This window comes from Streptomyces sp. NPDC020801, assembly GCF_044334385.1.
Taxonomy (GTDB): domain Bacteria; phylum Actinomycetota; class Actinomycetes; order Streptomycetales; family Streptomycetaceae; genus Streptomyces.
In genome coordinates, this window is record NZ_JBIRST010000035.1 from 36,634 (window position 1) to 58,263 (window position 21,630).

The 21,630-nt window shown below is 72.0% G+C and carries 15 protein-coding genes and 1 pseudogene; 8 read left to right on the plus strand and 8 right to left on the minus strand.

Annotated features, from left to right (window positions below):
- The first annotated feature begins 447 nt into the window (after positions 1-447).
- A complete protein-coding gene (locus ACH4UM_RS38895) occupies positions 448-750 on the plus strand; it encodes a hypothetical protein (protein ID WP_398190501.1) in 303 nt (100 codons plus the stop codon).
- Between the two features lie 28 nt (positions 751-778).
- Here ACH4UM_RS38895 and ACH4UM_RS38900 read toward each other — a convergent pair whose 3' ends face one another.
- Entirely contained in the window at positions 779-940 is a 162-nt protein-coding gene (locus tag ACH4UM_RS38900; RefSeq protein ID WP_398190504.1) for a hypothetical protein, read from the minus strand.
- 104 nt (positions 941-1,044) lie between these two features.
- On the opposite strand from ACH4UM_RS38900, the pseudogene ACH4UM_RS38905 reads away from it, so the two are divergent.
- A pseudogene (locus ACH4UM_RS38905) lies at positions 1,045-1,604 on the plus strand (TetR/AcrR family transcriptional regulator); the annotation flags it as partial.
- An 84-nt stretch (positions 1,605-1,688) separates the two neighbouring features.
- On the opposite strand, the gene ACH4UM_RS38910 reads toward ACH4UM_RS38905, so the two are convergent.
- Complete coding sequence (locus ACH4UM_RS38910; RefSeq protein ID WP_398190507.1) at positions 1,689-2,165, minus strand: SRPBCC family protein; 477 nt, start codon at positions 2,163-2,165, stop codon at positions 1,689-1,691.
- 343 nt (positions 2,166-2,508) lie between these two features.
- Complete coding sequence (mgrA, locus tag ACH4UM_RS38915) at positions 2,509-3,552, minus strand: L-glyceraldehyde 3-phosphate reductase (RefSeq protein ID WP_398190510.1); 1,044 nt, start codon at positions 3,550-3,552, stop codon at positions 2,509-2,511.
- Positions 3,553-4,105: 553 nt separating this feature from the next.
- Here mgrA and ACH4UM_RS38920 point away from each other — a divergent pair.
- From ACH4UM_RS38920 to ACH4UM_RS38930, 3 genes are all read left to right on the plus strand, one after another.
- Entirely contained in the window at positions 4,106-5,302 is a 1,197-nt protein-coding gene (locus ACH4UM_RS38920; protein ID WP_398190513.1) for an EfeM/EfeO family lipoprotein, read from the plus strand.
- Positions 5,299-6,558 carry an iron uptake transporter deferrochelatase/peroxidase subunit gene (gene efeB / locus ACH4UM_RS38925; RefSeq protein ID WP_398190516.1) on the plus strand — a complete coding sequence of 420 codons (1,260 nt, stop codon included), beginning with the start codon at positions 5,299-5,301 and terminating at the stop codon, positions 6,556-6,558. The genes ACH4UM_RS38920 and efeB overlap by 4 nt, the downstream gene beginning before the upstream one ends.
- Before the next feature lie 174 nt (positions 6,559-6,732).
- Entirely contained in the window at positions 6,733-8,577 is a 1,845-nt protein-coding gene (locus ACH4UM_RS38930; RefSeq protein ID WP_398190519.1) for a phospholipase C, read from the plus strand.
- A gap of 94 nt (positions 8,578-8,671) precedes the next feature.
- Here ACH4UM_RS38930 and ACH4UM_RS38935 read toward each other — a convergent pair whose 3' ends face one another.
- From ACH4UM_RS38935 to ACH4UM_RS38955, 5 genes are all read right to left on the minus strand, one after another.
- A complete protein-coding gene (locus ACH4UM_RS38935; RefSeq protein WP_398190522.1) occupies positions 8,672-9,994 on the minus strand; it encodes a lipase family protein in 1,323 nt (440 codons plus the stop codon).
- Positions 9,995-10,338: 344 nt separating this feature from the next.
- On the minus strand, positions 10,339-13,125 hold the full coding sequence (locus tag ACH4UM_RS38940; RefSeq protein WP_398190525.1) for a SpoIIE family protein phosphatase: 2,787 nt from the start codon (positions 13,123-13,125) through the stop codon (positions 10,339-10,341).
- A 155-nt stretch (positions 13,126-13,280) separates the two neighbouring features.
- On the minus strand, positions 13,281-15,755 hold the full coding sequence (locus ACH4UM_RS38945) for a SpoIIE family protein phosphatase (protein WP_398190528.1): 2,475 nt from the start codon (positions 15,753-15,755) through the stop codon (positions 13,281-13,283).
- Positions 15,756-15,900: 145 nt separating this feature from the next.
- Positions 15,901-16,389, minus strand: a complete 489-nt coding sequence (locus ACH4UM_RS38950; RefSeq protein ID WP_398190531.1) for a GNAT family N-acetyltransferase — start codon at positions 16,387-16,389, stop codon at positions 15,901-15,903.
- A 156-nt stretch (positions 16,390-16,545) separates the two neighbouring features.
- On the minus strand, positions 16,546-17,991 hold the full coding sequence (locus ACH4UM_RS38955; RefSeq protein WP_398190533.1) for a glyceraldehyde-3-phosphate dehydrogenase: 1,446 nt from the start codon (positions 17,989-17,991) through the stop codon (positions 16,546-16,548).
- Between the two features lie 464 nt (positions 17,992-18,455).
- Here ACH4UM_RS38955 and ACH4UM_RS38960 point away from each other — a divergent pair, with 464 nt between their 5' ends.
- The 3 genes from ACH4UM_RS38960 to ACH4UM_RS38970 all read left to right on the plus strand — a co-directional run bounded on the left by ACH4UM_RS38960 (position 18,456) and on the right by ACH4UM_RS38970 (position 21,504).
- A complete protein-coding gene (locus ACH4UM_RS38960; protein ID WP_398190536.1) occupies positions 18,456-19,517 on the plus strand; it encodes a PucR family transcriptional regulator in 1,062 nt (353 codons plus the stop codon).
- 356 nt (positions 19,518-19,873) lie between these two features.
- Positions 19,874-20,419 (plus strand): hemerythrin domain-containing protein, encoded by a 546-nt coding sequence (locus tag ACH4UM_RS38965; RefSeq protein WP_398190538.1) that lies wholly within the window; start codon positions 19,874-19,876, stop codon positions 20,417-20,419.
- Positions 20,416-21,504, plus strand: coding sequence for a hydrogenase expression protein HypE (locus ACH4UM_RS38970; protein WP_398190540.1), 1,089 nt, complete (start codon positions 20,416-20,418; stop codon positions 21,502-21,504). The genes ACH4UM_RS38965 and ACH4UM_RS38970 overlap by 4 nt, the downstream gene beginning before the upstream one ends.
- The last annotated feature ends 126 nt before the right edge of the window (positions 21,505-21,630 follow it).

The following is a 21,630-nucleotide window of genomic DNA, read 5'->3' on the forward strand; positions in this document are numbered from 1 at the left end:
CGGCGGTGTGCTGGGCCGCAACGGCCGTCCTGGCGCCGGGTTTCCACCCGTGCGGCGACAGCGGCAACCACTACCCGCAGCGGACGATCACGCTGCCGGCCCGGCACCACGTGCTTCCTGCACAAGCCGCAGGGCGACGGCGTCTCGTCCCCGGCCTCCGACACCGCCAAGCTGCGGTCCGGGTACCTCTGAACCGAGTGCGCCCACACGACCCGGGGGCTCGGCCCGGGCAACTGACGGGCCGTCCGGACGGCGCGGAGGGCGCGGAGGGCGCGGGATGCGTCACCCGAACGGCCGAGCATCCCTCGTCCGTGGGACCCGGCCCTGACACGCCGCGCGCCGGGCCTCGTGTCTGCCAGCCTTCCCGTGCCGGGCGCATCGGCTCGGCGAGCACAGGGAGGTGGGCGTTTGTCCGGTCACTTGGGACGCATCGGGGGTCGGCAAGTGGTGGCGGTTCTGGCCTTGGGGGGCGGGCTGCTCCTCGGCCCCGTCCTGCCGGCTCAGGCGAACGAGGAAAGCGCCACGGGGCCGGCCGACACCGGACCCGTGGCGACCGCGCTGGACGCGGCCCACGACCTCGTGTCACCGGCCCCGGCGCCCAAGGACGGCGAAGACGGCAGGGGCCGGGCCAAGGGCGGGGCCGGGGGGCACGCAGGAGGACACGGAAAGGCCCGCGGCAAGGCCCACGGCGAGCATCACGGGAAGGGCCGCGGGAAGGGCAAGGGGCGGCAGCCGGGCGCCGGCCTCTGACCCTGGCGGAGGGGGGCGGTCGGGGCGGTCAGGGGCGCAGGATGAGGCGGACGGGATTGCCCTCCTTCTTCTCCAGCCGCTCCACCGCCTCGGCGGCCTCGGCCAGCGGCAGCACACCGCCGATGGAGGCGGAGAAGTCCACCCGGCCGCCCTGGATCAGCCGGAGGAGCTGGGGGAGGGCCACCGGCATGTCGGACCACCCACTGCCCCGGCGTCCACGCGGTGACGCCCGCCCCGAGCTCCGCGATCGTGCCGGACGGTCCTGCCGCTCCGGACGGGCCCGCGCCGCCGCCGGTGCCGCCCCTGCGCCGCCGCGGAGAGCGCGCATGCGGCAGGCCGTGCTCACCGCCGCGGTGGACCTGCTGTCGGCCGAAGGGCTCGCGGGCGCGACCGTCGCCGCCGTCGCCCGCTCCGCGGGGGTCCACGAGACCTCGATCTACCGGCGGTGGCGGACCCGCGAGAACCTGATGCTCGACGCCCTGACCACGCAACTGGACACCGCGCTGCCGGTCCCCGACACCGGCAGCGTGCACGCCGACCTGGTGCGGTTCTTCACCTCACTGGCGGAACTGCTGAGCACCGCGCAGGGCCAGGCCCTGCTGCGTCTGAGCGTCGAGCGCGACGACACGCTCGACGACCGCCGTGGCCCCTACTGGAGCGAGCGCCTCCAACGCGCCTCCGTCATGGTCAGGCGGGGCGTGGCACGTGAGGAACCCGCCGCGGACACCGATCCGGGCCTGCTGGTCGAGGCCGTCAGCGGCGCGCTCTTCGCCCGTGTGCTGCTGAGCGGAGCACCGCTCGACGAGGCCTTCGTGCGCCGGCTGGTCCGGCTCGCTCTCGACGGCGCGCGGCCCGGTCCGGATCACGACACCGTGCAACGGCAGCGACGCGCCCCGGCCGCCCCGATGGGCCGGGGCGGCCGGGGCGCGTCGTCGATGTCAGAGAGCGGGTCCGGTGTCTCCGGGGCGGACGCGCCCGCGCCAGGCCCCGGACTCACCGCCGCGCTCCTCGATGTACTGCTTGAACCGCTTCATGTCCCCTTTGACCCTCCGGTCGACCATGCCCAGCATGTCCCCGGTCCTCTCCGCCACTCCGCTGGGCTCGACCTCCATGACGAGCTCCACCCGGGTGTGGGTGTCGTCCACGCGCTCGAAGCGGACGCTGCCCCTCTGCCTGGTGTCGCCGGTGGTGCTGCGCCAGGTGATGCGCTCGTCGGGAAGCTGGTCGACGATCTCGGTGTCGAACTCCCGCCGCACGCCGCCGATCTTGGTCGTCCAGTGGTTGTGGCGGTCGTCCAGCTGCCTGACCTCCTCGACCCCCTCCATGAAGTTCGGGAACTCCTGGAACTGCGTCCACTGGTTGTAGGCGGTGTGGACGGGGACGTCGACCTCCACCATTTCCTTGACCGTGCTCATCTGTACGCCTCCAAGACTCGCTGATCGGCTGCGACGGTGCGTTCGCGCGCCGCGTGCACATGGGCAGGTGCTGTCGAGTACCCGGCAAACGGCGGATTACGACGTCCTCTTCCGCGCGCGACGGCGACGGGCGCGGCGCGGGAGGCGGTGTCGGAAGACGTCGGTTATGCTCGATCTCGAGCAGGACGCCGGAACTCCCGGCCCCCGTCCATGCGTTGGTGGTCCAAGGAAAGACACCCCGCTTCCCGCGGGGAGATGCAGGTGCAAGGCCTGCCCAACGCTCGAAGTCGTCGACCCCCACCCGGCACCGGGCGGGGGTCGAGGCGTCTGCCGCCGGTGCGGGTCAGCCGAGGTCTCCGGTGCGGGCCTGGCGCCACAGGTCGACGCCGCCGTCGGTGGCGTACTTGTCGATCTCGGCCAGCTCCTCGCCGCTGAAGTCGAGGTTCTCCAGCGCGGCGACGTTCTGCTCCAGCTGCGCCACGCGGGAGGCGCCGATGACGAGCGAGGTGACGCGCTCGTCGCGCAGGGCCCAGGCGAGAGCCATCTGCGCCAGAGTTTGCCCGCGGCGGGCCGCGATGTCGTTGAGGGCGCGCAGCCGGTGCAGCATGTCCTCCGACAGCCAGCCGGTGTCGAACGAGGTGCCCCGCGCGGCCCGTGAGTCCTCCGGGACGCCGTCCAGGTAGCGGCCGGTCAGCAGCCCCTGGGCCAGGGCGGTGAAGCCGATGATCCCGAAGCCCTCCTCCTCGGCCACCTCCAGCAGGCCCTCCGTCTCGATCCAGCGGTTGACCATGCTGTACGACGGCTGGTGGATCAGCAGCGGGGTGCCCAGCTCACGGAGGATCGCGGCGGCCTGCCGGGTGCGCTCGGCGTCGTAGGAGGAGATCCCGACGTACAGGGCCTTGCCCTGGCGGACGGCGGTGTCCAGCGCGCCCATCGTCTCCTCCAGCGGGGTGCCGGCATCCAGCCGGTGGGAGTAGAAGATGTCGACGTACTCCAGCCCCATGCGCTGCAGCGACTGGTCGAGCGAGGCGAGCAGGTACTTGCGGGAGCCGCCGCCCTGGCCGTAGGGGCCGGGCCACATGTCCCAGCCGGCCTTGGTGGAGATCACCAGCTCGTCCCGGTACGGCGCGAGGTCCTGCTTCATCAGCCGCCCGAAGTTGATCTCCGCCGAACCGTAGGGCGGGCCGTAGTTGTTCGCCAGGTCGTGATGGGTGATGCCGAGGTCGAAGGCGCGCAGGGCGATCTCGCGCTGCGTCTCGAAGGGCCGGTCGTCGCCGAAGTTGTGCCAGTAGCCAAGGGACAGGACGGGCAGGTCGAGCCCGGAACGGCCGGTGCGGCGGTAGCGCATGGTGCCGTCGTAGCGCTCGGGGTCCGCGACGTGGGTCATCGGGTGTTCTCCGGGTGGTGCGGTGCGGGGGCGTCCCGCCGGTCCCGGCGGGACGCCCCCCACCTTGCTCCTGCGTGATCCTGAAGTCCAACCGCTCCGTTCCATCGGATTCAGCGGTGTCGCTTCTGAATTACGTGACCACGGGTGATGCCGAAGCCGCCCGCGGCCGGGCCGTGGGCCTGCTCGTCGCGCCCGATCGCGCCAAGCCGGACTCGCGGGAACGCGCGTCGCAGTGCGCCGGCGGCACCTGCGGGTCGAGGTCGAGAGCCTCAACTGCCGCTCACCATAAGAGTTTTGGTGATCATATTGGAAAGGCTTCGGTTGTGTTTCCGGACGATGCCGATCACTTGGGGGCACCCGCGGGGCGGCTCCGGCGACCGGCCCGACCTGGGCCGGGAGTGCGCCGGGAGTGCGCCACCCTCCCACGGTACGCGACGGGACGGTGAACGGGAGGGGAACTTACGGCCACCGGTTTCCTCGGACGCCTGTTCGTGCGGTCGTCGTTGCCTAGCATGAGGTGATCGCGTACGGCACGAACTGGGAGGCCCGGAAAATGCAGTGGTCCGGCGCCGGCGTGCGCTCGCTCCGTCTGTGGAGTGCCGCCGCACTGGTGCTGGCGCTCGTCCTGGGCGTAGTGCTGGCCCTCGCCCGCACCTCCCACCGGGCGGACGCCGCGCCCCGCGGGCTGACGCACACCACGGTGGAGGTGTCGCCGGGCCGCTGCGGCCGTGGCTGGGACGCACCGGTGCCCGGCGTGCAGGTCTTCGATCTGCGCAACACCTCCGGCGCCGCCGCCGAGGTGTACCTGGAGGACCCGGGCAGCCGGGCGGTGTACGGAGAGGTCGAGGGCATCGGTCCGGGCACGACACGGTCGATGACCGTCCGCCTGGGCAAGGGCGCGTACGCCTTCCGGTGCGTGCCCGAGGACGCCGACGCGGTCACCGGGCCCACGGTCCGCCTCGGCCGGGGGCACAGCGGCCCGGCCGCCGCCCCTGTCACCCAGCACGACCTGATTCCCCCGGCGATCGCCTACCAGAAGTGGGTCGCCGGCGGCCTGGACGAGGTGGTGCGGCTGACCGGTGAGCTGCGTGCCGCCATCGAACGCGGCGACCTCGCCGGGGCCCGTACGGCCTGGCTGCCGGCGCATCTGCAGTACGAGCGGCTCGGCGCCGCCTATGACGCCTTCGGCGACGCGGACGGACGGATCAACGCCACCGACGCCGGCCTGCCCGGCGGGGTCCACGACCCGTCCTTCACCGGCTTCCACCGCATCGAGTACGGACTGTGGCACGGCGAGGCCGCCCGCACGCTGCGCGCCCCCGCGGCCGGCCTGGTCAAGGCCGTCACCGCGCTGCGCGACGGCTGGGCGCAGGCCCGCATGGACCCGGCCCAACTCGGGCTGCGGGCCCACGAGATCCTGGAGAACACCGTGCAGTTCGAGCTGACCGCACGCACCGACTACGGCAGCGGCAGCAACCTCGCCACCGCCCGCGCCAACCTGGACGGCACCCGCGCCGTGCTGTCCAGGCTGCACCCGCTGCTCACCACCCGGTACACCGGTCTGGCCGCCCTGGACCGCACGATGGACCGCGCCCGGGCGCTCCTGGACGGTTTCCGCCACGGGGACGACTGGACGCCGCTGGACCGCCTCGGCCGTACCCAGCGTGAGCGGACCGACGCGGTCCTGGGCGATCTGGTCGAACGGCTGGCCTCGGTGGCCACCCTGTGCGATCCGCGGAGGACGGCGTGAGCACGACGGAGCGGGCGGGCGGAACCGAACGGGCCCAGGGAGTGGGCCGGCGCCGTTTCCTGCGCGGCGCGGCCCTCGCCGGAGCCGGACTGGCCACCGGCGGCGCGGCCGCCCCCACTTCGGGCACCGCCACCGACTGCGGACCGACGGCGGCCGAGGCCGCACCCTTCCACGGCCCGCACCAGCAGTCGGTCCTGGCGCCCGTGCGCCGGACGAGCGCCTTCGTCGCCTTCGACGTCACCGCCGGCAACCGGCCGGAACTTGCCGACCTGCTGCGCACCCTCACCGACCGCGCCCGTTTCCTCACCTCGGGCGGCACCCCGGAGCCGGTGGGCGTCACCGGCCCGCCCGCCGACTCGGGCATCCTCGGCGACCGGCTGCCCTCCGGCGCGCTCGCCGTGACAGCCGGCGTGGGCGCCACCCTCTTCGACGACCGGTTCGGGCTGAGCGCGCTGCGCCCGCGCCGGCTGAAGGCCATGCCCTCCTTCCCCGACGACGACCTCAGGCCCGAGTGGTGCCACGGCGACCTGAGCCTGCACCTGCACGCCGACGACCCGGACACCGTCCTGCACGCCCTGCGCGACATCGCCCGGCACACCCGCGGCGGCCTCCAGATCCGCTGGCGCCTGGACGGTTTCAGCAGTCCGCCCCGCCCCTCCGGCACCCCGCGCAACCTGCTGGGCTTCAAGGACGGCACGGCCAACCCGGACGCCACCGACGACCGCGAGATGAACCGCCTGGTGTGGGTGAACCGGGGGAGCGGCGAGCCGGACTGGGCGGTCGGCGGCAGCTACCAGGTCGTCAGGCTGATCCGCATGCTGGTGGAGTTCTGGGACCGGGTCTCGCTCGGTGAGCAGGAGCGCATGTTCGGCCGGGCCCGGCAGTCCGGCGCGCCCCTCGACGGCAACGCAGAGCACGACGTCCCCAACTATGCCGAGGACCCCAAGGGCGACGTCATTCCGCTGGACGCCCACATCCGCCGCGCCGATCCGCGCACCGCGGACACGGCGGGCCGGCGCATCCTGCGCCGCGCCTACAACTACGACCGGGGCATGGACGGCAACGGCAACCTCGACATGGGCCTGTTGTTCTGCTGCTACCAGCAGGACCTCGCCCGGCAGTTCGAGACGATCCAGCACCGTCTCGCGGGCGAGCCGCTCACCGACTACATCAAGCCGTTCGGCGGCGGCTACTTCTTCGCCCTGCCCGGCGTGCGCGACGCTTCCGACTGGTACGGGCGAAGTCTCCTCGCCTGAACCGGTACGACCAACTCGTTCACCCATTTGGTCAATACACGGTCAAGAATTGGCTCGGCTTCCCTGACCCGGTGTTCACCCCGGGGTCATCATGGCTCCGCCGCCGCGCTGCCTGCCCGGCGGAGCATCCAGGCCGTACCACGCAAGAACGATCCTGCCCAGAGGGGAAACAGCATGGCCAGCAGGGGAAGACGAGCAACGATACGGAGCCTGGGGGCGCTTGCGGGTGCCGCCGCCCTCACGGTCCTGGGCGGCAACGCCCCCAGCTGGGCCGCCGTTTCCGCCGGCCAGCACGGCCACCCGCCGACGGCCACGCCCATCAAGCACGTGGTCGTCCTGTTCGACGAGAACATCTCCTTCGACCACTACTTCGCCACGTACCCGAAGGCCGCCAACACCGACGGCACCAGGTTCACGGCGTCGAAGAGGACCCCGAAGAACATCGACACCCTGGCGCACGCCGGGCTGCTGACGAACAATCCGAACCAGTACGCCCCCAAGCGGCTCACCCCCGCCCAGGCCATGACGTGCGACCAGAACCACTCCTACGGCCCCGAGCAGTACGCCGCCAACGGCGGCAGGGCCGACAAGTACGTGGAGAACACCGAGGTCGACAAGTGCAGCGGCGGCCTGTTCGGCGAGCCGGGCCTGGTCATGGACTACTACGACGGCAACACCGTCACCGGACTGTGGAACTACGCCCAGCACTACGCCCTCAGTGACCGCTCCTTCAGCTCGACCTACGGCCCGTCCAGCCCCGGCGCCATCAACCTGATCTCCGGTCAGACGCACGGCGTCATCTCCGTCGACCCTGCCTCGGGCACCGAGAACCCCAAGCAGACCCCCACTCCGGACGCCTACACCGTCAAGTCGCCCGACGCGAGCGGCGTCGGCACGATGATCAACGACCCGGACCCCGGCTTCGACGACTGCTCCGGCAAGGACCACACCAGCTCCAACGCCCTCGCCGTGATGAAGGGCCGCAACATCGGCGACCTGCTCAACACCGGGAAGGTCAGCTGGGGTTGGTTCCAGGGCGGCTTCCGGCCGTCCACCGCGTGGACCGGCAAGCACGGCGAGTACGCCAAGTGCGACACCGCGCACACCAACGTCGGTGGCGCGTCGGTGGTCGACTACAGCCCGCACCACAACCCGTTCGCGTACTACAAGTCGACGTCCAACCCGCACCACCTGCCCCCCAAGGACGTCGCGGAGATCGGCCACGACGGCCGGGCCAACCACAACTACGACCTGACCGACTTCTCCGCCGCGCTGAAGGCGGGCAGGCTTCCGGCCGTCAGCTTCGTCAAGGCCGGCGCCTACCAGGACGGACACGCCGCGTACTCCGACCCGATCGACGAACAGCACTTCCTGGTCAGCCAGATCAACGCGATCCAGAGCTCGCCGCAGTGGAAGTCGACCGCGGTCGTCATCGCCTACGACGACTCCGACGGCTGGTACGACCACGCCTACGCCAAGGTGCGCAACGGTTCCACCGACACCGCGCCCGGCTCCAACGGCAAGGCCACCGACAGCCCCGCCTGCCAGGCCGGCCCCAAGGCGTCCGGTGGCTACCAGGACCGCTGCGGCCCCGGTGCCCGGCAGCCGCTGCTGGTCGTCTCCCCGTACAGCAAGGTCAACAAGGTCGACCACACCCCGACCGACCAGACGTCGATCATCCGCTTCGTCGAGGACAACTGGCACATCGGGCGCATCGGCGACCACTCCTTCGACGCCGGCGCGGGCCCGCTCACGGGCCTGTTCGACTTCCGCCACCCCAACGGCAGGCAGGTGCTGCTGAACAGCGACGGCTCGGTGGAGTCCGTGGGCCCGATCCACCACGTGGCGCCGGTCGCCACGAGCATCACCCCGGGTCCGGCCCTGCAGAACACCGCCGCGGCCGTCGACACGTCCGCCTTCCCGACGTTCCCGGCCGGCATCGCCGCGGGCGCGCTGCTGGCCGCGGGGGCGACGGGCACGTACCTCACGCTGCGCCGCAGGGCGCGCGGCGCCGCCTGACGTCCGGGACACGAGGGGCCGCCCCGCCGGTGACGGGGCGGCCCTCCTGTGCTCGGTGCGGGTGCGGGTGCGGGTGCGGGTGCGCGGGGCGCGGTCAGGGCTGCACGGGCATCGTCGCGCAGTTGGAGGCGGCCGGACGGCCCGTGAGGCGGTCGGTCAGCCAGGAGATGGCACTGCCCTGGTCGGCGAGGAGCGGGCCGGCGTGGTTGAGCAGGGCGCTGCCGAGGCCGGGCAGGGCGACGGCCTTGTAGGTGACGTCGGCGCCCTTGCGGCACCAGTCGACGGCGAGTTGCCGCGCCTGGGCGTGCGGGACCAGGTTGTCGCTGATTCCGGTGGCCACCCGGACCGGAGTGGCCGGCCTGATCGTGCCGATGTGCTGGCTGTCCAGGAAGGCCTGGAACGCGGGTGTGGAGCGGATGATGTCACTGACCGTCTGCCCGTCGGTCGTCCAACTGGAGCTCTTGGTGAAGCCGTAGGAGAACAGCGCGTCGCCCACGCACATGGTGGACAGGTCGGCCAGGGCGGTCCTGCCCGCGGCGTTGAGGTGCGCGTCGGCGAGCGGCTTGAGCTCCGGGTCGCTCTGCAGGAATCCGTTGAGGGACCAGCCCAGGGCGCCGGCCAGTTCGCTGCCGTCGATGGCCCTGGTGACCTCGGTCAGGTCGGCGGGCGGTGCGCCGGCGTAGGTGCCGACGAGAGGGACGTCGGGGGCGTAACCGGGCTGGAGTTCGGCGGCGGCCGCGGTGGCACCGCCGCCCTGGCTGTAGCCGTACAGTGCGACGCGCGAGGCGGAGGTGACCGACGCTCCCTCGACGTCGCGGGCGGCGCGGGCCGCGTCGAGGACGGCGTGGGCCTCGTCGACGCGGTTGACGTAGGTGTGCAGCCGGTCCGTCGCGCCCAGCCCGGCGTAGTCGGTGACCACCACCGCGGCGCCCTTGGCGAGCAGCCGGTAGATGGCCAGGTCCTCGTAACCGACCGACATGGTCCGGCCGTTGAACGACACCGGGTGCTCCAGGCCCATGGAGGCCGCGCACTGGTCGCCCTGCCCGAGGGTGCCCGGGGCGACGACGACCAGCGGGCGCGGTCCGCCGCCGTTCCAGCGCGCCGTGGGTTCGATGTAGGCGCCGGTGACGGCCACGGGCCGGTCGGCCGAGTCCGTCGACTTGTACATCAGGCGGGTGGCGCGGCCCGGCAGCGGTCCGTCGACGCCGGGCAGGCTGAGGGCGAGCGGGAGCGGCTCGCTGCGGATCAGGGCGCCGTCGGCCGCCGGAAGTTCGGCGGGCGGGTTGTAGAACCCGGGAATGGTGATGCCCCGGGAGACCACGGGGCCGGAGTCCGTGGCCGCGATGGCCGGGAAAGCCTGGGTGCACAGGGACGCGGCGGCGACGGCGGAGGCGAGCAGATATCTGCGCGCGGGCATGGGGAACCTCCTGAAGATGCGGCCGAACAGGAGTGGCGGCCTGGTTCCGGGACACCGGCCGGGGCCGGTCCGGGTGCCGAGGCACGACGGCGCGAGGGGGCCCGGTCGTCCACCGGACTCCTCACGTACATGGGGAGTGAACTGACGAGAACGTACCCACCTGCGGTTACCGCCGGTAGCGGCCGGGAGGTTACGGTTGAGTAATTTGACTCAGCGTCTAATAGGGGGCTTCTCACGGTCACGGCGCGCAGCCGCGCAGGGGTACGGTTCTCTCCTCCCGTTTCCCCTCCCGTGGATCGCGGACGGGTTCGCCGAGCGGATCACCGGTCCCGGCAACCTTGCGCTCACCAGGCCATCTCGTCGAGCAGCACGGTCGGGTCCGGCTCCTGGGGGCCGTCCAGGGACTGTTCCGCCCAGATCACCTTTCCCCTCGCCACGTAGCGGGTGCCCCACCGGTCGGCGAACTGCGAGACCAGGAACAGGCCCCGGCCGCCCTCGTCGGTGATGGCCGCGCGCCGCAGCCGGGGGGAGGTGTTGCTGCCGTCCGACACCTCGCAGATCAGCGTCCGGCCCAGCAGGACCCTGACCCGGACGGGCGGAGCGCCGTAGCGGATGGCATTGGTCAACAGCTCGCTGAGGATCAGCTCCATGCCGAACGAGGACTCCTCCAGCCCCCAGTCGTGCAGTCGCCGGCTCATGTCCGTCCGCACCCGGGAGACCGCCATGACGTCGAAGGGCACGTCCCAGACCGCGACCCGTGACGGGTCCAGCACCTTGGTCCGGGCGACGAGCAGCGCGACGTCGTCGCTCGGGTGCTCCGGCAGCATCGTCTCCATCAGCGCCCGGCAGGTCTCCTCCGGCGTCTGGTCCGGATGCGCGACGGCCGAGCCGAGCAGGTGCAGCCCCTCGTCGATGTCCCGCCCGCGGTCCTCGATCAGACCGTCGGTGAACAGCACCAGCCGACTGCCCTCCGGCAGGTCCAGCTCGCCCGCCTCGAAGGGATGCCCGCCCACCCCCAGCGGCGGCGACAGGGGCAGGTCCGGGAAGGTCACCCGCCCAAGGGGGTCCACCACGGCCGGTACGACGTGCCCGGCACGGGAGAAGGCGCAGTGCCCGCCCACCGGGTCGTAGATGGCGTACAGGCAGGTGGCCCCGGTGACCGGTGACGCCTCGCCGTCGGCGCTCGCCGTCTGGGTGTCCAGCCGCGTCACCATCTCGTCGAGATGGCCGAGCAGTTCGTCCGGGGGCAGGTCCAGGGAGGAGAAGTTCAGCACCGCCGTCCGCAGCCGGCCCATGGTCACCGCCGCGTGCAGCCCGTGTCCCACCACGTCGCCGACCACCAGCGCCACGCGGAAGCCGGGCAGCGGTATGACGTCGAACCAGTCCCCGCCCACGCCCGACTGCGCCGGCAGATAGCGCCAGGCCACCTCCAGCGCGTCCTGCTCGGGCAGGTCCCGGGGCAGCAGACTGCGCTGCAGCGTCACCGCCATCGCATGCTCACGGGAGTACCGCCGGGCGTTGTCGATCGCGACGGCCGCGCGGGCGACCAGTTCCTCGGCGACCGCGACGTCCTCCTCCTCGAACCGCGGCGAGCCGGCGCCCCGCCAGAAGTTGACCATGCCGAGCACCACGCCCCGTGCCCTGAGCGGCACCGTGATCAGTGAGGTGATGCCGTGCTCCAGCACCCGCCGCGCACCCTCCGGATCCTGGGCCCGCCAGTCCTCGGCGGCGTGCAGGTCCGGCACCAGAACGGCCTTGCCGCGCCGCAGCGCCGCCACCATCGGGGTGTCGGCCACCACGAACTGGATCAGGTCACCCACCGGCTGCAGCGGATCTCCGGTGTCCGAGCCGCGCAGCGCGGTGCGGCGCATCCGGTTCACCGCACCCGTGGGTTCCTCGCCGTGCAGCACGGTGTCGAGGAGCTCCACGGTGACGACGTCCGCCATCCGGGGCACGGCCACCTCGGCCAGTTCCTCGGCGGTCCGCCGCACATCGAGCGTCCTGCCGATGCGTACGCCCGCCTCGTACAGCAGGGTCAGACGCCCGCGAGCCACCTCGGCGCGGCCGGACAGGGCCTGCAGTTCCGTGGTGTCGCGGAAGCTGGCCACCAGTCCCGGCGCGCCGCCGTACGGAGCGGTGCTGCGGGTGTTGACAGCCAGCAGCCGGCTCCCGGCGGGGAACACCTCGTCGGAGGCGTCCTCGCCCGACATCAGCAGTCGCGTCATCTCCGGCGCGAGCCCGAGCTCCGTGACGTACCGCCGGTCGGCGTCCTGCGGGAGGTCCAGCAGCCGGTGCGCCTCGTCGTTGGCGAGCAGCACACACCCGTCGGCGCCGACGATCAGCACGCCCTCGCGCACCGCGTGGAGCACCGCGTCGTGGTGTTCGTACATCCGGGTCATCTCGGCCGGGCCCAGACCGTGGGTCTGGCGGCGCAGCCGCCGGCTGACGAGCGCGGCGCCCGCGGTCGCGAGCGCGAGGGCCAGCGCCGCGGAACCCAGCACCAAGGGCACCTGCTGGTTCAGCAGATGGCCCAGGGTCTCGACCTGGATTCCGGTGGTGACCATGCCGACCACGCGCCGGCTCGGGTCCATGACGGGCACCACCGCGCGCACGGCGTCGCCCGGCCTGCCGTGGTAGGTGTCGGTGAAGGTCTCGCCCGTGGCGGCCCGGCCCACGCCGCTCGCCTTGGTGCCGATCAGCCTCGGATCCGTGTCGGCCACCCGCACCCCGTCCTTGTTCAGCACGGAGACGAAGTCCAGGCCCGCCCCCACCTGCGTCTGCGTCGCCGGCTGCTGCAGCAGCATCGTGGGGTTCGGGGACTCCAGCGCCAGCGCCGTGCCGGGTGCGTGGGAGAACGCCTCCGCGGCCGCCAGGGAACGCTTCTTGGCGCTGTCCTCGCCGTCGTATCGCCCCTGCAGCACCAGGGCGGCGGCCGCCGCCAGCACGAGCACCAGGACCACGATGACCTGCAGCAGGAAGACCTGCGCGGCGAGCGTGCCAAGGGCCCGGGACGGCGAGAGGCGACGCCCCGCCGTCGGCCGGGGCCCCGGGCGACGGGACGGATCAGGAGACCGCCGGCCGTCGGGCGGCGATGCCGCTTTGGTCCGGGACCGGCGGGAACGTCCGATCATGTCCCAGTTCTAGCACTGCGCTTCGCCTGCGGGCGACCGGTGGGGCGGCCGGTGCCGGCGGCCGGTGACGTCCGGCGGGACCCGGCGCCCGCACACCGCGTGGGAGGCCGTGGCTAGTGCTGTGGCCGGCGAACCTTTCCGGTCGCCGCACCAGTCTAGGTGTGGGCGGGCAGCTGCTGCTCCGCCCAGATCGTCTTGCCCGTGCTGGTGTAACGGGTGCCCCAGCGCTGGGCGACCTGGGCCACCAGGAACAGGCCCCGGCCGCCCTCGTCCGTGCTGCGCGCGCGCCTGAGGTGCGGGGAGGTGTTGCTGGCGTCCGAGACCTCGCAGATCAGGGCGCGCTCGTGGATGAGGCGCAGGTGGATCGGGCCGTAGGCGTGCCGGATGGCGTTGGTGAGCAGTTCGCTGACGATCAGCTCGGTGGTGAAGGCCGTCTCCTCCAGGCCCCACAGCGACAGTTGCCGGCTCACGTCCTCGCGTGCCACGTGCACGGCCGACGGGTCGGCGGGCACCTCCCAGGACGCCACACGGTCGGAGCTCAGCACATGGGTGCGGGCGATGAGGAAGGCGACGTCGTCCCGCGGCCGGTCCGGCAGCAGAGTGCGGACCATGATGTCGCAGATCTCCTCCAGCGGCCGGTCCGGGTGGGCCAGGGTGAAGCACAGGCGCTCCATGCCGACGTCGACGTCCCGGTCCGACGCCTCGATCAGCCCGTCGGTGTAGAGCGCGATGATGCTTCCCTCCTCCACCGTTATCTCCGCCGACTCGAACGGCAGGCCGCCCAGCCCCAGCGGCGGGCCGGCCGGGATGTCGGGGAACTCGACGGGCTCGCTCAGGTGTGCGATGGCGGGGCTCGGGTGGCCGGCGCGGGCCACGACGATCTTGCGGGCGATGGGGTCGTAGATGGCGTACACGCAGGTGGCACCCACCACCGTCGGGCCCTCGGCAGCGGCCTCGGCCTCGTCCGACAGGCGTACGACCAGGTCGTCGACGTGCGCCAGCAGCTCGTCCGGGGGCAGATCCAGGTCGGCCAGCGTCTGTACGGCCGCCCGCAGCCGCCCCATGCTGGCCGCGGCGTGCAGCCCGTGGCCGACCACGTCGCCGACCACCAGCGCGACCCTGGCACCGGAGAGCGGGATGACGTCGTACCAGTCCCCGCCCACCCCCGACTCGGCGTCGGCCGGCAGATAGCGGTGGGCGACCTCGACGGCGCTGTGCTCGGGCAGATTGGGTGGCAGCAGGCTCGTCTGGAGGGTGAGCGCCGCCTGGTGCTCCCGGGCGAAGCGGCGGGCGTTGTCCACGCACACGGCGGCCCGCGCCACCAGCTCCTCCACCAGCAGCAGGTCGTCCTCGTCGAAGGCGTCGAGGTTCTTCCAGCGCAGCAGGGTCACCACGCCCATGGTGATGCCGCGGGCCAGCAGCGGCACCACCAGGTGCGTGTGCACACCCAGCTCGATCATCTTCCGCCAGCGCTCGGGGTCCTCGCCGAGCCAGGGCGTCGACGGGCCGACGACTTCACGCAGGGGCTTTCCGGTCGCCAGGCAACGCTTCTGGGGAGAGCGCGGGGGGTACCGGGTGGGTTCGCCGATGCCGACGATCACCTCGGGCTGGCTCTCCTGGATGGACAGATGGGCCGCCCGGCGCAGTGTGGCCGCGCCGTGTCCCGAGCCGGTGGGCCGGTCCCCCGCCGTCTGGACGACGTCCAGCAGATCGATGGCCGCGAAGTCCGCGACCTGGGGGACCATGACCTCTGCCAGCTCCTGGACAGTCCGGTCGAGGTCCAGCGTGGTCCCGATGTGCTCGCCGGCCGCGTTCAGCAGCGCCAGCCGTTCGCGCGCCGGGTCCTGGCCGGTCACGTCGAGGACGGCGTAGCAGATCCCCAGCGCCCGGCCCGTGGGGTCCCGCAGCGGGAAGAAGGAGCGCAGCCTGGAGTGTCCCTGACCGCCCCGGCCCCGTACACCGTGCCGCGGCGGCACGTGTTCGAGGGTGACCTGGGACTGTCCCGAGATGAGCACCTGCCGGGCGTGCCGGGTCACGACGGCGGAGGACTTGCCCTCGCCTGCCGGAGCCGGGCCGGGGCCGTCCTCCTGCGCGGGGCCGGCCGGCCCCGCGCCGTCCGCCGCGGCCTCCTCCATGCCGGCCAGCTCACGGTTCACCCACCGGTAGCGCAGCTGTGTGTCCAGCACCGCGACCCCGATGGGGGACTGCTCCAGCAGACCCCGTGCCACGCTCTCGTACAGCTCGTGTCTGCGCCGGTCCGCGATGTCGCACGCCAGGACCAGCCAGTCGTGGGACCCGTCCGCGCCCAGCAGGGGAGACACCCGGATGGCGAGCCGTACCGTGTGGCCGGCGCCGTGGCGGAGGCTGACCACTCCGTCCCAGCCGCGGTCCACGCGGCGCAGCCGTGAGGTGAGGGACATCGGATCGCCGCCCGCCAGCAGGACTCCCGCGGGACGCCGCAGCACGTCACCGGCCCGGTGGCCGAGCAGATGCTCGGCGCCCCGGCTCCAGTGGGCGATCAGCCCGTCGGCATCGACGACCGCCACGGCCGTGGTCTTGATGTCGAACGGATCGCCCGGATTCGCACTGCTCGCCACACCGCTGACGCCCATGCCCACATCCTCATCCACGGGCAGGTTCCCCCATGGGGACATTTTCCCATCGGGGGCCGTGTACCGCCGCCCGGGCTCCGTGCCGTGGGCCTGACCGCGCCCGGCCCGCCGGGCGGGTACACCGCTGTGTCGAGCGTGGCGCTCCTTGGCCGCGCAGACAACCTCACTCACGCCGGCCCGGATGCGCCGCCAGGGCGCCGAGGGCCTCGTCCGTGAGCCGGTACACCGTCCACTCGTCCTGCGGGCGGGCGCCCAGGACCTCGTAGAAGCCGATGGCCGGGCGGTTCCAGTTCAGCACCGACCACTCCAGCCGTTCGTAGCCGCGACGGACGCAGATGCGGGCCAGTTCCGTCAGCAGCGCCCTGCCGTGGCCGCCGCCGCGGGCCTCCGGGCGGACGTAAAGGTCCTCGAGGTGGATGCCGTGCACGCCGCGCCAGGTGGAGAAGTTGAGGAACCACAGCGCGAAGCCCACGACCTGGCCGTCCGCGCCCTGCGCGACATGCGCGTACGCGGCCGGACGCTCGCCGAACAGTGCCTCGGTGAGCTGCTCCCGCGTCGCCCGCGCCTCGTCGCTCGCCTTCTCGTACTCGGCCAGCTCACGTATCAGGGAGTGGATGACGGGGACGTCGGCGGGGGTCGCGGTGCGGATCATGGGCGCAGTCTCACACACGCCGGTTCGGCGGATCGACGGGGGCGGGCGGCCGGCCGGGAGCGGGGCGGGCGCCTCGCACGCGGGCCGGGCCGACGGCCTGCCCTTACGGCCGCCGCCCCGCCCGGTGGGCCACCGGGCGGGGCGGGGCGGTCCGGATCAGACCGCGGGAGCGGGGTAGGTCGGGTACTCCACTCCGGAGACGTACTGCACGACGCGGATGACCTGGCAGGAGTAGCCGAACTCGTTGTCGTACCACAGGTAGAGGATCGCGTTGTCGCCCTCGACCTTGGTGGCGCCGGCGTCGACGATCGAGGCGTGACGCGAGCCGATGAAGTCGCTGGAAACCGCGTCGGGCGCGCTGATGAAGTCGATCTGGCGCTTGAGCGGCGAGGTCAGCGAGACGTTGCGGAGGTAGTCGAGGACCTCCTCGCGGGTGGTCTCGCGGGCGAGCTGGAGATTGAGGATGGCGATCGAGACGTCCGGTACGGGCACGCGGATCGAGCTGCCGGTGATCCGCGCCTTGAGGTCGGGCAGCGCCTTGGCGACGGCGGAGGCGGCACCGGTCTCGGTGATGACCATGTTGAGCGGCGCGGAGCGGCCGCGGCGCTCGGACTTGTGGTAATTGTCCAGCAGGTTCTGGTCGTTGGTGAACGAGTGGACGGTCTCCACGTGGCCGCGCAGCACGCCGTACTCGTCCTCCATCGCCTTCAGCGGCGGGACGATGGCGTTGGTGGTGCAGGAGGCGCAGGACAGGATCTGCTCGTCGGGCTTGATCATGTCGTGGTTGACGCCGTGCACGATGTTGGGCACGTCGCCCTTGCCGGGCGCGGTCAGCACGACCTTGGCGATGCCGGGCCGCAGGTGCTTCGACAGCCCCTCGCGGTCACGCCACTTGCCGGTGTTGTCGATGAGGATGGCGTCCTTGATGCCGTACGCCGTGTAGTCCACCGACGTCGGGTCGTCGGCGTAGATCACCTTGATCTCGTTGCCGTTGGCGAGGATCGCGCTGTTCTCCTCGTCCACGGTGATCGTGCCCTGGAACTGGCCGTGGATGGAGTCCCGGCGCAGCAGCGAGGCGCGCTTGACGATGTCCTGATCACCGCCCCCGCGGACGACGATGGCGCGGAGCCTGAGGCCGTTGCCCGAGCCGGCCTTCTCGATGAGCAGCCGGGCGACGAGGCGGCCGATGCGGCCGAATCCGTACAGGACGACGTCGCGGCCCTCGCGGCGCTCGATCTTGTTCGCGCCGGTCGCCCCGGCGACCGCCCCGGCGGTGAACTCCGCCACCGAAAGACCCCGGTCGTCGCGCCGGTACGTCGCGGCGAGCATGCCGATGTCGATCTGGGACGGACCGAGGTCGAGCTCGGTGAGCGCCCGCAGGAACGGCAGCGTCTCGGTGACCGAGAGCTCCTCGCCGGCGATCTGACGGGCGAACCGGTGGGTCTTGAGGATGCTCACCACCGACTTGTTCACCAGGGAGCGGCTGTGCAGCAGGACGGTGACGTCCCGTTCCCTGTGCAGCTTCCCGATCATCGGGATCATCGACTCCGCGATCTCCTCGCGGTTCTTCCAGTTGGTGAACGAGTCGTCGTTGACAGTCACAGATCTATCTTTCGAGCTAGGCGGCGCTCATATGCTAACCCCATGGCATGTTGATCACCCAAACGGGTGGGGCCCGGCCCTGCCCGGGACTCCGGGGGCGCGGGGAGCGGTGGTCCGAGGGGCGCGGGGAGCGGTGGTCCGGGAGGCGCGCCGGGAGCGGTGGGAGGTGGGTTCGCGGTCGGCCGTGCTCGGGCCGGGGTGAGCGCCGGCGTGTGACTCGGCGGGGAGCGGCGCGGGGACCCGGTGCCGGGATTTCCGTAGCACGGCACCGGGTTGTTCCCCGTTGTTCCCCCGTTTCTGCCGGGAGACATCCTGGCAGGGAGCGCCGGCGCCGCGCATTGCCGGCACCCGGCAACGTCGGCAGGCCGTTCATGCCGGACATGCACACCCGTCACACGTTTGTCATGCTCGTGCTCGGTGCGTTAAGAAAACGCCAGTAACGCATCAAGACCCGGGGAGGGCGTGTGACACGGCCAGAGGTACCCGACGAGTATCTGGCCGGGTACACCCGGATCCTGGCCGACGTCTGCGTCACCGGCCGCCGCCTGACCCGGGACGAACTGGAGTCGCTGCGCGCCCAGGGCGAACGGGCGGCGGAGGCCGGCCACGGACTGCGCACCCTGGTCCGGCGGCACCTCTTTGAGACCCGGTCGTTGTCGCCCGCGCTGACGGCCGCCGGGGTCGATCGTTTCCTCGCCGCCGTCGAGCAGGCCATCGACGCCTTCGCCGAGGGGCACGAGCGGGCGCAGAAGCTCGCCATGCGCCAGGAGGAGGCCGACCGCCGCGAGTTCATCGACGACCTGCTCTACGGGCGCAGCGACCTGGGGCGTCTGGCCGAACGCGCGGAACGCTACGGGCTGCTCTTCTCCCGAGCCCATGCGGTGGCGGTCGCCCAGGGCGGGCAGCCCGTGGACGCCACCCACCCGGCCACCCGGCATGTGGAGAACGCGCTGGTCGGCCGGTTCGGGGAGCGCCGCATCCTGCTCACCACCAAGGACGGACGGCTCGTCTGCGTCGCGCCCGGCGACCAGGACGAGGTCCTGGCGTTCTTCGCCAAGCAGGCGTACGCGGCCACCGGCGGCGGCCGGGTCGCCGTCGGACGTTCCCACCCGGGCGCCGGGGGAGTGGTCCACTCGTACGAGGAGGCGCTCAACGCCCTCGATCTCGCCGACCGTCTCGACCTGCCGGAGCCCGTGCTGCGGGCCGCGGACCTGCTCGTGTATCCGGTGCTGGCCCGGGACCGGCAGGCCATGGCCGACCTGGTCCGCAACACACTGGGCCCGCTCGGGGCCGCCCGCGGCGGCGCCCAGCCGCTGGTGGACACGCTGACCGCCTACTTCGACGCCGGCTGCACGGCCGCTGAGGCGGCGCGCCGCCTCAGCCTCAGCGTGCGCGCCTTCACCTACCGCCTGGAGCGGATCCACAAACTGACCGGCGCCGACCCGGCCGACCCCGTGCACCGGTACACGCTGCAGACCGCGGTGATCGGCGCGCGTCTCCTGGGCTGGCCGGAGAACGAGGTGTGACCCGCACTCCGCCGTGTTCCCGAGCGCGTCGGCGGCCACGTCGTCGGCGGCCTTCACACGCTCGCGGACGCGGGAGCGTCTCGCAGCCCGGGTGCCGGCCGGCGCGGAGCGGAAGCACACGCGGGCGCCGCGTCGGGCCGGCCCGGCCGAACCGCCGCCGTTCACCCCACTGACCCCGCAAAAGAGGCGGTCCGCGGTGAATGGAGCGAGCCTGGTGGACGGACGGATTGCCTTCCCCGCACCGGGCGGCGTCCGTGCCCGGCGTGGAGCGCGTGAGCGGGTCCGGCCGGTTCCGTTACGTCCGCCCCGATGTGCCGCGGCCGCGAGGCCACCGGCCCCGGACGAGGAAAGGTGCGATGGACGCCATCGAGTTGTTGACACACGATCACCGCATGGTGGAGCAGCTGTTCCGCGACTACCACGCAGCGGCCTCCGAGACCCAGCGGCGCGGGGTGGTCGAGCTGGCGGTCCGCGAGCTTTCCAGGCATGCGGCGCTCGAGGAAATGATGGTCTACCCCATGGCCAGGAAGGTCCTTCCGGACGGCGCGGAGAAGATCGACGAGCACCTGAGTGAGCACATGGCGGTCAAGAAGCTGCTGCTGGCCCTCGACAAGCTGCCCCCCGGCGACGAACGCGAGGGTGAGCTCATGGCCGAGCTCAGGGACGAGGTCGAGGAGCACGTGCGCGAGGAGGAGGGCGAGACGCTGCCCCTGCTGCGCGAACACGTCTCCCAGCAGGAACTGGACGAACTCGGCCGGCTCCTGGAACAGGCCAAGCAGAGCGCCCCGACCCGGCCGCATCCGAACGCGCCCGACCATCCCCCGGCGCTCACGGTGCTCGGACCGGTGGCCGCCGCCTACGACCGATTCCGCGACCGTCTCCAGGGGAGGCCGAGGACATGACCACCGAAAGCGGTACCACCCGGGTCAGCCAGGAGCCCGAACGGGCCAACGAGCGGGCCGGCTTCGACGAGATGCACATTCTCTGGATCTCCGAGGGCATGAGCTGCGACGGCGACACCGTCTCCATGACGGCGGCGGATCAGCCGTCGATCGAGGACATCGTGCTCGGGCACATCCCCGGGCTGCCGAAGGTGCACCTGTACAACAAGGTGCTGTCACCGAGCCTGGGCGGCGAGGACTACCTCGCGCCCTTCCGCGCGGCGGCCCGCGGTGAACTCACCCCGTTCATCCTCGTGATCGAGGGCTCGATCCCGAACCAGAACATCATCGAGGGCGACGGCTACTGGACCTCCTTCGGCAACGATCTGGAGACCGGCGAACCGCTCACCCTCAACTGGTGGATCGACCAGCTCGCGCCCAGGGCGTGGGCGGTCGTCGCGGCCGGCACCTGCGCCACGTACGGCGGCATCCACGCGATGGCCGGCAACCCCACCGGCTCCATGGGCCTCGCCGACTACCTGGGCTGGGACTTCAAGTCGCAGGGCGCCCTGCCGGTCGTCAACGTGCCCGGCTGCCCCATCCAGCCGGAGAACTTCATGGAGACCCTGACGTGGGTGCTCTACCACGCCGCCGGGTCGGCACCGCCCCCGCCGCTGGACCACATGCTGCGCCCGCAGTGGCTGTTCGGGAAGACCGTCCACGAGGGCTGCGACCGGGCCGCGTACTACGAGCAGGGCGACTTCTCCAGGGACTACAACTCGCCCAAGTGCCAGGTGCGGGTGGGCTGCTGGGGTCCGGTCGTCAACTGCAACGTGCCCAAGCGCGGCTGGATGGCCGGCATCGGCGGCTGCCCGAACGTGGGCGGCATCTGCATCGGCTGCACCATGCCGGGCTTCCCCGACGCCTTCATGCCCTTCATGGACGAGCCCACGGGCGGCAGCCTGTCGTCGGTCCTCGTCAAGCCGTACGGCGCGTTCATCCGGCGCATGCGCGGCATCACCAGCATGGCCGTCAACAAGGAACCGAAGTGGCGTCACAAACGACCCGAGCTGACCAGCGGCTACGACCCGTACTGGCGCGCCTGACTGAGGAAACGAGGTTCAGACGGACATGACGGCAACCGAGTCCCGTGCCGGGGAGCGCAAGCCGGCGCAGATCGTGGACATGTCCTGGGATCCGATCACCCGGATCATCGGGAACCTGGGCATCTA